This is a genomic window from Kribbella endophytica (genome assembly GCF_054781295.1).
Genome location: NZ_BAAGUR010000007.1, coordinates 1 through 14399, shown reverse-complemented (window position 1 = coordinate 14399; position 14399 = coordinate 1). Strand labels below are relative to the sequence as shown.

Annotated in this window: 13 protein-coding genes; 10 read left to right on the top strand and 3 right to left on the bottom strand. The window is 67.7% G+C overall.

What is annotated here, in order from left to right:
• The first annotated feature begins 98 nt into the window (after positions 1-98).
• Positions 99-2993: a vitamin B12-dependent ribonucleotide reductase gene (locus ACYVIO_RS39820; RefSeq protein WP_460656200.1), complete on the top strand. Its 2895-nt coding sequence runs from the start codon at positions 99-101 to the stop codon at positions 2991-2993.
• Between the two features lie 155 nt (positions 2994-3148).
• The gene (gene uvrA, locus ACYVIO_RS39815; RefSeq protein WP_460656199.1) at positions 3149-5641 is read left to right on the top strand and encodes an excinuclease ABC subunit UvrA; all 2493 of its coding nucleotides are present in this window, start codon (positions 3149-3151) and stop codon (positions 5639-5641) included.
• 19 nt (positions 5642-5660) lie between these two features.
• On the opposite strand, the gene ACYVIO_RS39810 is transcribed toward uvrA, so the two are convergent.
• The gene (locus ACYVIO_RS39810; RefSeq protein ID WP_460656198.1) at positions 5661-6485 is read right to left on the bottom strand and encodes an aldo/keto reductase; all 825 of its coding nucleotides are present in this window, start codon (positions 6483-6485) and stop codon (positions 5661-5663) included.
• A 129-nt stretch (positions 6486-6614) separates the two neighbouring features.
• Here ACYVIO_RS39810 and ACYVIO_RS39805 point away from each other — a divergent pair, with 129 nt between their 5' ends.
• The 3 genes from ACYVIO_RS39805 (at position 6615) to ACYVIO_RS39795 (ending at position 9456) form a co-directional block, all read left to right on the top strand.
• Entirely contained in the window at positions 6615-7244 is a 630-nt protein-coding gene (locus tag ACYVIO_RS39805; RefSeq protein WP_344183851.1) for a hypothetical protein, read from the top strand.
• A gap of 184 nt (positions 7245-7428) precedes the next feature.
• Positions 7429-8367 (top strand): hypothetical protein, encoded by a 939-nt coding sequence (locus ACYVIO_RS39800; protein ID WP_460656197.1) that lies wholly within the window; start codon positions 7429-7431, stop codon positions 8365-8367.
• A gap of 150 nt (positions 8368-8517) precedes the next feature.
• Complete coding sequence (locus ACYVIO_RS39795) at positions 8518-9456, top strand: aldo/keto reductase (protein WP_460656196.1); 939 nt, start codon at positions 8518-8520, stop codon at positions 9454-9456.
• Positions 9457-10319: 863 nt separating this feature from the next.
• Here ACYVIO_RS39795 and ACYVIO_RS39790 read toward each other — a convergent pair.
• Both ACYVIO_RS39790 and ACYVIO_RS39785 read right to left on the bottom strand, forming a co-directional pair.
• A complete protein-coding gene (locus ACYVIO_RS39790) occupies positions 10320-10727 on the bottom strand; it encodes a MerR family transcriptional regulator (protein WP_460656195.1) in 408 nt (135 codons plus the stop codon).
• A gap of 208 nt (positions 10728-10935) precedes the next feature.
• A complete protein-coding gene (locus ACYVIO_RS39785) occupies positions 10936-11202 on the bottom strand; it encodes a hypothetical protein (protein ID WP_460656194.1) in 267 nt (88 codons plus the stop codon).
• A 138-nt stretch (positions 11203-11340) separates the two neighbouring features.
• Between ACYVIO_RS39785 and ACYVIO_RS39780 the strand changes: the two genes are divergently transcribed.
• The 5 genes from ACYVIO_RS39780 to ACYVIO_RS39760 all read left to right on the top strand — a co-directional run bounded on the left by ACYVIO_RS39780 (position 11341) and on the right by ACYVIO_RS39760 (position 13907).
• Positions 11341-11694 (top strand): helix-turn-helix domain-containing protein, encoded by a 354-nt coding sequence (locus ACYVIO_RS39780; RefSeq protein ID WP_460656193.1) that lies wholly within the window; start codon positions 11341-11343, stop codon positions 11692-11694.
• Positions 11695-11759: 65 nt separating this feature from the next.
• Positions 11760-11963 (top strand): KTSC domain-containing protein, encoded by a 204-nt coding sequence (locus tag ACYVIO_RS39775; RefSeq protein WP_460656192.1) that lies wholly within the window; start codon positions 11760-11762, stop codon positions 11961-11963.
• Between the two features lie 101 nt (positions 11964-12064).
• Positions 12065-12292, top strand: coding sequence for a hypothetical protein (locus ACYVIO_RS39770; protein ID WP_425840185.1), 228 nt, complete (start codon positions 12065-12067; stop codon positions 12290-12292).
• Positions 12293-12366: 74 nt separating this feature from the next.
• Positions 12367-12552 (top strand): hypothetical protein, encoded by a 186-nt coding sequence (locus tag ACYVIO_RS39765; protein WP_460656191.1) that lies wholly within the window; start codon positions 12367-12369, stop codon positions 12550-12552.
• Between the two features lie 20 nt (positions 12553-12572).
• Positions 12573-13907 carry a serine hydrolase domain-containing protein gene (locus ACYVIO_RS39760; RefSeq protein ID WP_460656190.1) on the top strand — a complete coding sequence of 445 codons (1335 nt, stop codon included), beginning with the start codon at positions 12573-12575 and terminating at the stop codon, positions 13905-13907.
• Positions 13908-14399: the final 492 nt, after the last annotated feature.

Sequence of the window (14399 nt, the reverse complement as noted above, 5' to 3'; positions counted from 1 at the left end):
CGAAGCACGTGGCATCACCAGCAGTACGCCGTACAGGCACCGGAGAAGTACCAACGGGGCGGTCCCGACAGACCGCAGACACAGGGCGAGGAGCAACCATGACAGAGACGGTGACCGGCCACTCGGGGTCGACCAAGAGGTCGGCGGCCGGGTTCCGTGGGCGCAAGAGCGCGCCGGCGGGACTCACCATCGAGCGCATCTTCACCACCGAAGGCGTCCACCCGTACGACGACGTGACGTGGGAGCGTCGCGACGTCGTGCAGCAGAACTGGAAGACCGGTGAGACGGTCTTCGAGCAGCGCGGGGTCGAGTTCCCCGACTACTGGAGCGTGAACGCCTCCACGATCGTCACCACCAAGTACTTCCGCGGCGCGGTCGGTCACGACAACCGCGAGTGGAGCCTCAAGCAGCTGCTCGACCGGGTCGTGAAGACCTACCGCAAGTCCGGTGAGGACGAGGGCTACTTCGCCACGCCCGCCGACGCGGAGATCTTCGAGCACGAGCTCACCTGGATGCTGCTGCACCAGTACTTCAGCTTCAACTCGCCGGTCTGGTTCAACGTCGGCACCTCCTCCCCGCAGCAGGTGTCGGCCTGCTTCATCCTCGCCGTCGACGACTCGATGGACTCGATCCTGAACTGGTACAAGGAGGAGGGCCTGATCTTCAAGGGCGGCTCCGGTGCCGGCCTGAACCTGTCCCGGATCCGCTCGTCCAAGGAGCTGCTGCAGTCCAGCGGCGGGACGGCGTCCGGCCCGGTCTCCTTCATGCGCGGCGCGGACGCGTCCGCGGGCACGATCAAGTCCGGTGGCGCCACCCGCCGCGCGGCGAAGATGGTCGTGCTCGACGTCGACCACCCCGACATCGAGGAGTTCGTCGAGACCAAGATGCGCGAGGAGGACAAGATCCGCGTCCTCCGTGACGCCGGCTACGACATGGACCTCGGCGGCCGCGACATCACCTCGGTGCAGTACCAGAACGCGAACAACTCCGTCCGGGTCACCGACGAGTTCATGCGCGCGGTCGAGGAGAAGGGCGAGTTCGGCCTGCGGGCCCGGATCGACAACTCGATCATCGAGACCGTCGACGCCCGCGAGCTGTTCGACAAGATCAGCCACGCCGCCTGGGCCTGCGCCGACCCGGGCATCCAGTACGACGACACGATCAACGACTGGCACACCACGCCGGAGACGGGCCGGATCACCGCGTCCAACCCCTGCTCGGAGTACATGCACCTCGACAACTCCTCCTGCAACCTCGCGTCGCTGAACCTGCTGAAGTTCCTCAACGACGACGACATGTTCGACTCGGAGAAGTTCGTCAAGGCCGTCGAGCTGATCATCACCGCGATGGACATCTCGATCTGCTTCGCCGACTTCCCGACCGAGGCGATCGGCGACACCACCCGCGCCTACCGCCAGCTCGGCATCGGCTACGCCAACCTCGGCGCCCTGCTGATGGCGACCGGACACGCGTACGACTCCGACGGTGGTCGCGCACTGGCGGGCGCTATCACCTCGCTGATGACCGGTACGTCGTACAAGCGCTCCGCGGAGCTGGCCGGCATCGTCGGCGCGTACGACGGCTTCGAGCGCAACAAGGACGCGCACACCCGGGTGATGCGCAAGCACGCCGCGGCCAACGACGCGATCCGCACCGTGGGCGATATCGACAAGGACGTCCAGAAGCACGCCACGCTGGCGTGGGAGGGCGTGCTGAAGACCGGCGCCAAGAACGGCTGGCGCAACGCGCAGGCCTCGGTGCTCGCGCCGACCGGCACGATCGGCTTCATGATGGACTGCGACACGACCGGGATCGAGCCGGACTTCTCGCTGGTCAAGTTCAAGAAGCTGGTCGGCGGCGGCTCGATGCAGATCGTCAACCAGACCGTCCCGCGGGCGCTGCGCCAGTACGGGTACACCGAGGAGACGATCGAGGCGATCGTCGAGTACATCTCCGAGCACGGCCACGTGGTCGACGCTCCGGGCCTGAAGACCGAGCACTACGAGATCTTCGACACCGCGATGGGCGAGCGGGCGATCAAGCCGATGGGCCACGTGCGGATGATGGCGGCCGCGCAGCCGTTCCTGTCCGGCGCCATCTCCAAGACCGTCAACCTGCCGGAGACCGCGACGGTCGAGGAGATCGCCGACGTCTACTTCCAGGGCTGGAAGCTCGGCCTGAAGGCGCTCGCGGTCTACCGCGACAACTGCAAGGTCGGTCAGCCGCTGTCGGACTCCAAGGCCAAGAAGGCCGAGGCGTCGACCGAGGCCGCCGCGGAGAAGGTCGTCGAGAAGATCGTCGAGTACCGGCCGACCCGCAAGCGCCTGCCGAAGTCGCGCCCGTCGCGGACGACGTCGTTCAGCGTCGGCGGCGCCGAGGGCTACATGACCGCGGGCTCGTACCCCGACGACGGTCTCGGCGAGGTCTTCCTCAAGATGGGCAAGCAGGGCTCGACCCTGGCCGGCGTGATGGACGCCTTCTCGATCGCGATCTCGATCGCGCTGCAGCACGGTGTGCCGCTGGAGACCTACGTCCAGAAGTTCACCAACCTGAAGTTCGAGCCGGCCGGTCTGACCGACGACCCGGACGTGCGGATGGCGCAGTCGATCATGGACTACATCTTCCGCCGCCTGGCGCTGGACTACCTGCCCTTCGACGACCGGGCCGGCCTCGGCATCTACTCCGCCGACGAGCGGTCCCGCCAGCTCGACACCGGCTCGTACGAGGCGACCCCGGTCGAGGTGTCGGAGCCCGAGTCCCTGAAGGCCGTCGAGCCGGCCCCGGAGAAGCCGGTCGCGGTCGAGGACGCCTCGATCGACGCCGCGGCCGCCAAGCCGGTCAGCTCCGAGGTCCGCACCACCGCCGAGATGTTCGAACTCATCACCGGCACCTCGGTCGACGCGCCGCTCTGCTTCACCTGCGGCACCAAGATGCGCCCCAGCGGCTCCTGCTACGTCTGCGAAGGCTGCGGCAGCACCTCCGGCTGCAGCTGAGCAGTCCCCGGCCGCGGCGCCTCGACGGGCCGCAGCCACCCGGCCCTCACCGGCCGACCTGATTGATAGCACCACGGCCCCCGGGAACTTCCCACCTTCCCCGGGGGCCGCAGTGCGTTCCGGTTCAGGCCGGACCGATCGGGTACCGAGGGGTCGTGACCGACCAGCCGATCGACGGGTTCGTGCGGGTCCGCGGCGCACGGGAGAACAACCTGCGCACAGTCGACGTCGACCTCCCACGAGACGCGATCGTCGCCTTCACCGGCGTCTCCGGATCCGGCAAGTCATCACTTGCCTTCGGCACCTTGTACGCCGAGGCGCAGCGCCGGTACTTCGAGTCGGTCGCGCCGTACGCACGCCGCCTGCTCCAGCAGGTCGGGGCGCCGCACGTCCAGGAGATCACCGGACTTCCACCGGCCGTCGCCCTCCAGCAACGCCGCGGCGCGCCGAGCTCGCGATCCAGCGTGGGCACCATCACCACGCTCTCGAACCTGCTCCGGATGCTGTACTCCCGCGCGGGCACCTATCCGCCCGGTGCGGCCCGTCTCGACGCGGAGGCGTTCTCACCGAACACCGCGACCGGCGCGTGCCCGAACTGTCACGGCTTGGGCGTCGTCCACGACGTGACCGAGGAACTGCTCGTCCCGGACCCGTCGCTGAGCATCCGTGAAGGGGCGATCGCCGCCTGGCCAGGCGCCTGGCAGGGTGCGAACCTGCGCAGCATCGTGAGCGGTCTCGGTATGGACATCGACCGGCCGTGGCGCAGGCTGCGGAAGAAGGACCGGGACTGGCTGCTCTACACCGACGAGCAGCCGTCGGTCCTGATCAAGCCCGAGCGGGACCGCGTCGACTACGGCTACAACGGGACGTTCTGGAGCGCACGCAAACACATCATGCACGTACTGGCCGACTCCAAGAGTCAGCAGATGCGCGACCGTGCGATGCGGTTCGTCCGGAGCGTGCCGTGCCCGCTCTGCCACGGCAGCGGGTTGCGGCCGGAAGCACTGGCCGTGACCTTTGCCGGTCACTCGATCTCCGAACTGAACGCCCTTCCGCTCGACGAACTGGTCACGGTGCTTCGTCCGGTCGCGGAACTGGCCGAGGCGGACGCCACGACCTCCAACGCGACGTCGGGCGAGACGACCGAGGCCGCCGTACGAATCTGTGCCGATCTCGTCGCTCGCGTCGCGGTGCTGCTCGACCTCGGACTCGGATACCTCAGCCTTGCTCGCCGTTCGACCACACTCTCGCCCGGCGAGGCACAGCGTCTGCGGATCGCGTCGCAGCTCCGGTCAGGGCTTTTCGGTGTCGTCTACGTTCTCGACGAACCGTCCGCGGGCCTGCACCCGGCCGACGCTGAACCACTGCTGGACGTGCTGGACCGACTGAAGGCCGCCGGGAACTCGCTCTTCGTCGTCGAGCACGACCTGGACGTCGTACGGCGTGCGGACTGGGTGGTCGACATCGGCCCTGGCGCGGGGGAGGGCGGTGGCAAGGTTCTCTACTCCGGTCCGGTGGCCGGCCTCGAGGCCGTGGCGGAGTCGATCACCAGCCGGCACCTGTTCGGGCGCGCCGAGCCGCTCGATCACAGTCCCCGGACACCGCACGGTTGGCTGCACCTGCGCGGCGTCACCCGGCACAACCTGCGCGACGTCTCGGTCGAGATTCCGCTCTGCGTTCTCACCGCGGTGACGGGAGTGTCGGGCTCGGGCAAGTCCACCCTGGTGACCCAGGTGCTCGCGGAAGTCGTCCGCCGGCATCTGGGTCAGGAGCCGAACGAGCAGGGCGAGCCGGACGACACAACCGCTGAGCTCGAGGTCGACGACGTCTCCGGCCTCGAGGCCTTCGACCGGTTGGTGCTGGTCGACCAGCGCCCGATCGGCCGGACGCCGCGCTCCAACCTCGCGACGTACACGGGCCTGTTCGACGCCGTACGCAAGCTGTACGCCGGGACCGACACCGCAAAGAAGAGGGGCTACTCGGCGGGCCGGTTCTCCTTCAACGTGGCCGAGGGGCGGTGCGAGACCTGCCAGGGCGAGGGGTTCGTCGCCGTCGAGCTGCTGTTCCTGCCGGGGACCTACGCGCCCTGCCCGACCTGCCACGGTGCTCGGTACAACGCCGAAACGCTGGAGGTGACGTACCGCGGCAAGAACATCGCGGACGTCCTGGCGATGTCGGTCGACACCGCGACGAAGTTCCTCGCCGACGTCCCAGCAGCCTCACGCAGCCTCGAAACGCTGCGCGACGTCGGGCTCGGCTACCTGCGACTGGGGCAACCAGCGACCGAGCTCAGTGGTGGCGAAGCCCAACGGATCAAGCTCGCCACCGAGCTGCAGCGAGCCCGCCGCGGCCACGCCCTCTACCTCCTCGACGAACCCACCGCCGGTCTCCACCCCGCCGACATCGCTCTTCTGCTCCGCCAGCTCCACCGGCTCGTCGACGCCGCCAACACGGTCGTCCTGGTCGAGCACGACCTGGACACCATCGCGGCCGCCGACTGGGTGATCGACCTGGGCCCAGGCGGCGGCATCGCCGGCGGCCAGGTGGTGGCGACCGGCACTCCGCTCGAGCTCGCCAGATCGAAGACCAGCGCCACTGCTCCGTACCTGGCTCGCCGACTGAAAGCCGCCCGGAACCCCGGCTCGTGAGCGTTCGGGCCCTTCGTGGTCAGTGACCGCTGCGATCCGAGTCCGCAGGCGTCGACCCCGTACCGTCCATCGCCGACAGCGTGGCCAACTGCTCCTCGGTGAGCTCGAAGTCGAACACGTCCAGGTTCTGCGCGAGGCGCTCCCGGTTCGCCGACTTCGGGATCGGTACGACGTCCAACTGGATCTCCCAGCGCAGCACGACCTGCCCCGGCGTCTTCCCGTGGTCCTTCGCGATCTGTACGACGTCCGGCCGGTCGAGCAGGTCGCTGCCCTTGCCCAGCGGGCTCCAGGCCTCGGTCACGATGCCGTGCTGGGCGTGGAAGTCGCGGTTGTCCTGCTTGGTCCAGATCGGGCTCAGCTGGATCTGGTTGACCTCGGGAGCCTCACCGGTCTCGTCGATCAGCCGCTGAAGGTGAGCCGGCTTGAAGTTCGACGTACCGATGGCGCGCACCAGCCCGGCCTCGCGCAGCTCGATCAGCCCGCGCCAGGCGTCGACGTACTGGTCCTGGTCCGGGTTCGGCCAGTGGATGAGCAGCAGGTCCAGATAGTCGAGACCGAGCTTCTCCGCACTCGCCTCGAACGCTGTCCGCGCACCCTCGACGCTGTGCCAGCGCTTGTTGAACTTCGACGTCACGAACAGCTCCTCGCGCGGAGCACCCTTCAGCGCACGACCGACGCCGACCTCGTTGCGGTAGTTCTCGGCGGTGTCGATCAGCCGGTAGCCGAGCTCGAGCGCCGTGGCGACAGCGCGCTCGGCGTCGTCGTCGTTCATCGGCGACGTACCGAGCCCGAGCCGCGGCAGCGCGGTTCCGTGACTCAACGTGACGGTCGGGGCAGCACTCATCGGACTTCTCCTCGGCTGGTCGGGTCTCGGCCAACGGTATCCAGCGACCCCAGGGTCAAACTGTCGGGATCCTGGGTGATGATGATTCCGGGCCACTGAGGCAGGCCCCGGGATGCGAGGGGGTTGGGGATGAAGAACCGACTGATCACGTTGGTGGACCTCGGTCTGGACAGCTCCTTCGACGCGTCGATGACGTTCGTGCAGGGCGTTGTCGGCAACGTCAACGCCGGCTGGAACGAACCGGTGATCGACGTGAACTTCGTCCGGACCCGGGACCACGAGACGGCGTTCTCCGCCCTCACCACCCCGTCGACCGTGCTGCACGTGATGGCGCACGGCGACCACAGCGAGGAGCCCTCGTTCCTGTCCACGGACGGCCAGACCCAGGTTTCGCTGAGCGCGCTGGCCGACTGGTTCCTGGACCGGCAGTGGGGGATCTCCAGCGGCGTGGTGATCGCCGACGGCTGCAAGACCGGCATCGGCAAGTGGCAGCGCGCGATCCGCGACTGCCTGCAGGACGACATCACCTACATCGGCACCAGCACGGTCGTCGGCTGGTACGAGGCGACCGTGTTCTGTTCGGCGTTCTACGGCGCCCTGATCCGCAACCGAGGTCTCGGCAAGAGCCCCGCTGAGCAGGGCTGGGACGCTGCCAACCGTGCGATCAGCGCGTACGAGACCCTCACGGACGCCCGCTGCCCGTACAAGCCGGTGGTCCTCACTCCCTCCCGCCGGGCCCTGCGCTCCCTGACCGGCTGACCGTCCTTTTCTCACGGACTGACGGAGTTCCATTCTCACGGAGTGAGAGCGACACGCAGAGCTGTCGCTACCGTCCGTCGACCATGTGAGACTTTTTGTGCCTCTGACCGACCGCCCAGGACCTAACAGCGGGGACTCCTCCAGCCGGGTACGCCGGCCGGTACTTGCGTTGAAGGAATCCCTGATGAAGCTCGACAAGAACACCCTCCTGCTCTCCGCCGCGGTGGTTGCTTTCCTGTATCTCCTGGCACTGGTCCTAGGCGTGCCGGGCTGGGTGGCCGTCATGGTCTCCGTTGTCCTCCTGCTGGTCGTCGCCGTGGTCTACAACGAGCCGATCACCAAACCGGCCCCGATCACCGTCCAGGCCCCGGTGACCCACTCGCCGCCGAGCCTGCACTCGTCGCACTCCGCGGACCACGACCCTGTCTTCTCCCTCCCGCCGACCCGCACGATCGCCGACGTACGCCTCCCGTCCGCGTCGCCCGACTTCCAGTTCAGCTTCTCCGCCGTCGTCCACTGGTCGACCGTCCTGTCCGGATCCCGTCACGCCGACCTCAGCAGCGTCGCCGTCGACTCCCTGCTGAACCGCGCGAAGGCGCTCACCGCAGGCCAGCAGCCCACCGAGGAAACCCTCAACCAGCACCGCCTGGCTTCCCTCCTCGGCGAACCGGACCTCGACGACCGAGGCCAGGTCCGCACCTGGGCGACGGAGGTCCGGCTGCGTCTCCCCGACGCGGACAGCAAGCACCTCCAGGTCCTCGCCGCCCTCCACCGCCGCGAGCAAAGGACCCTGCTCGAACGCCGAATGGAACGCGACGAACGCGCCTACCTTCGCGATGAGGTCCTGGCCAGCCCCGGCTCCGCCGCCGTCTGGTGGCTCGTCAACAACCCCGGCGAAGTCGAGAAGGCCGTAGAGCTCCTGGAAACCCTCGCCCAGCTGTCCTCCGTCGCGAACACCGACGAACTCCCACCGGAGCAGCACCCCAAGCCCCACCTCACCTCCGCCGACAACTCCATCGCCGAACTCGCCACCGTCCTCAACCACCACCCCGAGGAAGACGCTCCCACCGACTACCGCGAACAATTCTTCGCCGAAAAGCCACCCCGCCCCGAGCACGGCTGATCGGACGACGTACGTCGCGCCACTACGGTCCGTCATCCAGGTGACGCTTCCGATGGCTCTGGTGGACTACCCCTGCCTGCTCCGGCGATTCCGCGATTTTGTGAACTCGCGGCTTGACCTGGAGTGCGCTCCAGCAACGAAGGTGGAGCGATGAACACACCGACAATGGCCCTCGGGACGATGTACTTCGGCACCACGGTGGACGAACGAACCGCTTTCTCGATCCTCGACCGGTACGCCGAACTCGGCGGAGCCTTCATCGACACTTCGAACAACTACAGCTTCTGGACCTCCGAGGCGGGGTACGGCGGTCAGAGCGAGGCGCTGCTGGGCCGCTGGCTGGCGTCCAACCCAGGGGTCCGCCCCCGCCTCAGCACGAAGGTAGGCGCGCAACCCACGCGGGTCGGCGGGTTCCCCGACCACCTCGAAGGACTACGCGAGGACGTCGTACGCGCAGCCATGGTGAAGAGCCTGGAGCGGCTGGGCGTGGACGGCGTGGACCTGTACTGGGCGCACGTCGAAGACCCGAACGTTCCGGTGGAGGACCTGGTCGCAACGTTCGGCGGTCTGGTCCGTGATGGCCTGACCGCTCGCTGGGGCGTGTCGAACCACCCGTCCTGGCTGCTCGAACGGATCCGCGCCACCGCCGAACGCGCCGGCCACGCGCAACCAGTCGCCTACCAAGAGCGTTACTCCTACCTCCAGCCCGCCGGCGGCATGGACGTCGAGGGCCAGCCGATCCCGCTGGGAATGCTGTCACCGGACGGCCTCGACTTCCTGCGCCGCAACCCGTCGTTCGAGGGCTGGGTCTACACGGCCACCCTCCAAGGCCGATACGACCGCACCGACCGCCCACTCGAGCCCGAGTACCACCACCCCGGCACCGAGCGACGCCTAGCGGCACTAACCCGTGTCGCCACTGCCCGCGGACTCCAACCGGGCCAGGTAGTCCTCGCATGGCTAGCCTCCGGCACCCCGGCCCTGACCCCGATCGTCGGAGTCAGCACCGTCGAACAGCTCGACCAGGCCGTAGAAGGCGCGTCCACCCTCCTCACCAAGGACGAACTGTCAACGCTGGACGACGCCTAGCCGGATGATCTGTCGGCGTTGGCCGGCGTCTAAGCGACGAACCGGCAACGCTGCACCACGCCTAGGGATGATCCGGCGACGCTCGCCCGCGCCTGGTCGCCCTCGCCGGCACCAGGCCGTTCCCAGACGACGAACTGGCAACGCTGGACGACGCCTAGTCGGATGATCTGGCGGCGCTCGCCAGCGTCTAGGGGACGAACTGGCAACGCTGCACCACGCCTGGGGATGATCCGACGGCGCTCGCCTGCGTCTGGTCGCCCTCGCCGGCACCATGCCGCGTTCTTAGGGGAGGAACGGGCAACGCTGGACGACGCCTAGCCGGATGATCTGGCGGCGCTCGCCAGCGCCTGACGGACTGGCAACGCTGGACCACGCCTAGGGATGATCTGGCGGGGTTGGCCGGTGCCTAGGCAACGACACCAGGCCAGCCCTGATGTCGGCAATGGGTGCGCGGCCGACCCTGCTCGCTCTCGCCGATACCTGCGTGCTCGCGTTCGCCGGTACCACCACCGCCTCCGCCGCGCCGGCCGCCGTCCAGGCTTCACCGCCTGGTGGCCATGCCAGGAGCGGGTGCGCGGCCGGCCCCGATGCCGGGGCCGGGTGCGCGCCCGGCTCTGATGCCACCGAGATGTGGCTGGCCATCACCTGGCTGCTCGTCGACCCCTCGGCGGCAGCGGCTGCGCGGCCGGTCCCGATGCCGGCGATGGGTCAAGACATCGCACTCCCCGTTCGGAGCAAAAAGTCGCACTCGCCGGCCCGGGTCAGGACGTCGCACTCGCAGTCCCGAGCGAGGACGTCGCAGTCCCTGTCCCGGGGTGAGGGCGTCGCAAACCCTGCCCCCCGTCCCCGGCCCGCGTCCCCGATCAGGACGTCGCAGTTCCCGTACCGGGTGAGGACGTCGCACTCTCCGTCCGGCGGAGTTCTCCGCGGTACCAGTCCGCCTTCTCCTCGACTCGGGTGAGGGTTGCGTCAAGCTCCGCGATCCTCGCCCGGATCGAGGCTGCGTGCTCCTCGAGCAAGGTGACTCTCTCCGGCATCGTGGAGCCGTCACGGCTCAACTCGCCGTACCGACGTAACTGCTCGATCGACATCCCGGTGTCCCGCAAGCACCGCAGGAACCCGAGCATCCAGAGATCGCCGTCGCTGTACACGCGCCGCCCACCAGTACTGCGCTCGATGCGCGGCAGAATCCCCTCGCGCTCGTAGTACCGCAGCGTGTCGATGCTGAACCCAGATTGTGCGGCCGCCTCGGCCGGCGAGTAGGTCGTCATCACAGGAAGCTAACAGCTCACCTGGAGCCGACTCCAGCTCCAACCGCAAGCTCGCTGGTCATTCAACGCACCGTAACGCGGAACCATCGCCGATCAACCGGCCACAGGCAAGCCCCCGACAGGACAGGCGGGTTCTGGTTTCCGGCCGACGCCAGACGGGCTGGTGGAGCCGTCCCCGGAGCAGGGGAGTGGAGACGGCCCCACCAGGTCAGGGGTCCAGCCACTGAATGGTGGTGGCGCCGTTGTGGCCGTGGATGGTGAGGAGGGCTGGGATGCCGTCTTGCCAGACGGTGGTGGTGGGGTAGGGGCCTCCCCAGCGGAGGGTGACGGTGTTGTCGGACCACTGGACGCCTTCGGCGACTATGCCGGTGCCGCTGATGCCGGAGACGTCTATGTGGCGGACCAGGTGGAAGCGGCGTGGGGGTTGTCGGGTGAGGCGGTCGAGGTGGCGGCGGATCGTGGGTGCGCTTGTCATGGATTCAGTGAACGGCGTGCGACGCGGCCACACCATGAACTGAACAGGTATCCACAGGGCATTCTTTGCGCACTCGGCGGACGGCCGAAAACTCGTACCTTTCTTGCAGAAGTGACCGAGCGAGCAAGGGAGTGGGAGATGGCAGTCGTCGAGAAGTGGACCGGCCGGCACGCGCAGGCCCTGCGGGAAGCGCTGCGGTTGACCAACGAGGCGTTCGCCGGACGGCTCGGCATCGCGCCGCGGACGATCACGAAGTGGAAGGAGCGCCCGGAGATGGTGCCCAGCCCGCACCTGCAGGAGGCGCTCGACACGGAGCTGGCACGCGCGCCGGTCGAAGTCCTGACTCGCTTCACGGCGAACCTGGGCGAGCCCGACCAGCGGATCGCGCTGGACCAGGCGTCGATCGGCCAACTCAACGCCGCGGTCACGGATCTCGCTCGGCTACTGGCGCGCATCGAGTTGAGCGCGTTGCAGCAGCCTTCGGCACACTGAGGTGGACCTGCGGCGGGGCAACGTAACGGCGTACAGGTGAAGGCATGTGCTGAGAGGGGTTGAGGATGCGGCGAAAGCCGGTGGACTCGTCGAGCGTGCTGTCGATCGGATGGGAGGACGGGACGCTCGAGGTGGAGTTCGTGAGCGGCGACGTCTACCGGTACTTCGACGTCTCTGAGTTCACGTACGCCGCTCTGGTGCGGTCCGACAGCGTCGGGCGTTTCATCAACACCCGGATCAAACCGCACCACGACTTCAAGGAGGTCTGAGGGCGGCTGCGGAAGACGTCGGCGGGCATGGGGTTTTCGCTGTGTCACCGGCGGGCACCAGAGGGTCGTTCCACGGGGGTGCGCTCAGCCAGGAGGTGGACATGCCCACTCGTAGAGCCTCTACGACTGGATCTCGCGTCATCACGATTGTTGTTGTGGTCTGGCTGTTGATCGGCCTCGCGGCCGCGGCGCAGCGAAACTACTTCGGAGGTTCCGATGCCACCTGCGCGAAGGTGGGGACCACGCTGGTCACCATCGTCGCCGGGCCGCTGAACTACATCGGCGCCAACCCGAAGATCGACTGCGAAGCCCCGCAGCCGTCCAAGTAACCAGATCGCCGCAACCTCGAGCGCGTCCGGCCACGGCTGCTTCGGCATCCGTGGCCGGTGCTCGCTCTGCTCGGGTGAGTGAGGTTGTGTCGTTCGCGTTCGCGTTCGCGTTCGCGTTCGCCGTCGCCGTCGCCGTCGCCGTCGCCGTCGCCGTCGCCGTCGCCGTCGTGTTCGCGTTTGCCGTCGTGTTCGTGTTCGAAGCCGCAGGCCAGAGCGCGGGTCGGAGCCGCCGGGACCCTGTGCGCTTTAGGCTCCGATGAGTCGAGTGTGAGGAGCAGCCGTGGGGGTTGAGAGCGACGTACTGCGTGAGCAGATCGCCAGCGAGCTGGAACGGTTCGCCGTGCCCGGGGCCAGCTGGGCGGTGATGAGTGGCGGCGGCATCGTCGCGACTGGAGCCGCCGGGGTTGTCGACGCTGACGGCGGGACCGAGGTGTCGACAGAGACGCTCTTCCAGGCGTGTTCGATCAGCAAGCCCGTGACGGTGTTCGCGATGCTTCGACTGGTGGATCGCGGGCTGCTCGAACTGGACGAGGACATCAATCGCCGGCTGACGTCGTGGCAGATCCCGCAGACGGGGAACTGGCAGCCGGTGGTGACCTTGCGCCAGCTGGCGAGTCATAGCGCTGGCCTGACCGTGCACGGCTTTCCCGGATACCCGTACGGCGAACCGCTGCCGACAACCATCGAGATCCTTGACGGCGTACGACCGACCAACACCTTCGGGGTAAGGGTCGACACGGTGCCGGGAGCTCAGTTCCGGTACTCCGGCGGTGGGACCGTCGTCCTGCAGCAACTGCTGGAGGATGTGACCGGTACGCCGTTCCGCGAGTTGGTGCGGGAGCTCGTACTCGAGCCGTTGGAGATGGCCGACAGCGACTACGCGCAGCCCTTACCCGACGAGCTCCACGGGCGGGCGGCGACTGCACATGACGAGCAGGGCCGTCCGATCCCCGGGCGCTGGCACAGCTATCCGGAGTTGGCAGCTGCCGGCCTGTGGACGACGCCAAGCGATCTCTGCAGATTCGCGCTGGCGGTGCAGGCGGCGTACGTCGGTGCCGATGGCGCGCTGCTGTCGCCGGAACGTGGCCGGGAGATGCTCACGCCACAGATTCGCGCGAGTGATCGCCTCGGGGGACTGGATCACCTTGGGCTCGGGGTGTTCCTCGGTGCCGGCGGTGTGCGGTTCGGACACAGTGGTGGGAACAAGGGGTTCAAGTGCCACCTGCTCGCGGATCGCGAGTCCGGGTTCGGCGCCGCGGTGATGACGAACGGCGACAACGGCATGTGGGTGGTGCAGCGAGCGTTCGCAGCGCTGGCATCGGCGTACGGATGGAGCGGGTACGACGAACCGCTGGACGACTGGGATGTCCCAGGCGACGACGTGCTCGAGGGATTGGTGGGCAGCTACCGGCTGCGGGACGGGTTCGGCTTCACGGTCCATCGACTGGGCGGTGGGATCGCGGTGACCTTCGACGGTCAGGAGCCGATGAGGTTCGTGCCGATGGATGGGGCTACGTTCGCCAGTTCGATGGTCAGCGCTCGGTTGCGGCTCCGCGGGCAGAGCCTGGTGTTCGAGCAGAACGGGGACCAGATCGAGTGCTCACGGATCGAGTGAGTCTGCTGGGAATAGGTCAGGTGGGGGACCGGTTACACCTGATGCCGCCCGGTACATGACCCCCGGGCTTCACACTCAGCCGCTTCGAGCGGCCACTCGCCGAGAGGCGTCTGCTGGGCGGTGCGGTACTCGGTGGGTGGGTGACGAGCGATCGTCGCCCACCCATCACCCGTCTTGGGGAAACTCACTTGAACGGGTAGGGCACTATAGAAAGTGGACCTGGCGGTGACGCGGGGGCCGGCCTCGCGGAGACGCGAGTGACAGGTGGGATCAGAGGGACGGCTACGGCATCAGGTCGGTGTGGTCGAGACGTGCTCAGCACAGGTCAGGACAAGGGCCCGGATCTCGATTTGCATCTTCACCGTGAATGTCAGTAATGTTCTTCTTGTTGGAGCGAGTGCGGGACGCGAAAGCGGCCGGTCGCTACAGCAAAATCCCTGAAGGTTCTTCGGACCGAATCACGCCTCTAGCGGGCTTCGGTCGCTGAGTCGC

Excerpts from the sequence above, each read along its gene's own strand:
- ACYVIO_RS39805 (WP_344183851.1), top strand. The coding sequence starts at position 6,615 with ATGAAGAACCGACTGATCACGTTGGTGGACCTCGGTCTGGACAGCTCC.
- ACYVIO_RS39785 (WP_460656194.1), bottom strand. The coding sequence starts at position 11,202 with ATGACAAGCGCACCCACGATCCGCCGCCACCTCGACCGCCTCACCCGA.
- ACYVIO_RS39770 (WP_425840185.1), top strand. The coding sequence starts at position 12,065 with ATGCCCACTCGTAGAGCCTCTACGACTGGATCTCGCGTCATCACGATT.
- ACYVIO_RS39795 (WP_460656196.1), top strand. The coding sequence starts at position 8,518 with ATGAACACACCGACAATGGCCCTCGGGACGATGTACTTCGGCACCACG.
- ACYVIO_RS39820 (WP_460656200.1), top strand. The coding sequence starts at position 99 with ATGACAGAGACGGTGACCGGCCACTCGGGGTCGACCAAGAGGTCGGCG.
- ACYVIO_RS39780 (WP_460656193.1), top strand. The coding sequence starts at position 11,341 with ATGGCAGTCGTCGAGAAGTGGACCGGCCGGCACGCGCAGGCCCTGCGG.
- ACYVIO_RS39800 (WP_460656197.1), top strand. The coding sequence starts at position 7,429 with ATGAAGCTCGACAAGAACACCCTCCTGCTCTCCGCCGCGGTGGTTGCT.
- ACYVIO_RS39790 (WP_460656195.1), bottom strand. The coding sequence starts at position 10,727 with ATGACGACCTACTCGCCGGCCGAGGCGGCCGCACAATCTGGGTTCAGC.
- ACYVIO_RS39775 (WP_460656192.1), top strand. The coding sequence starts at position 11,760 with ATGCGGCGAAAGCCGGTGGACTCGTCGAGCGTGCTGTCGATCGGATGG.
- ACYVIO_RS39810 (WP_460656198.1), bottom strand. The coding sequence starts at position 6,485 with ATGAGTGCTGCCCCGACCGTCACGTTGAGTCACGGAACCGCGCTGCCG.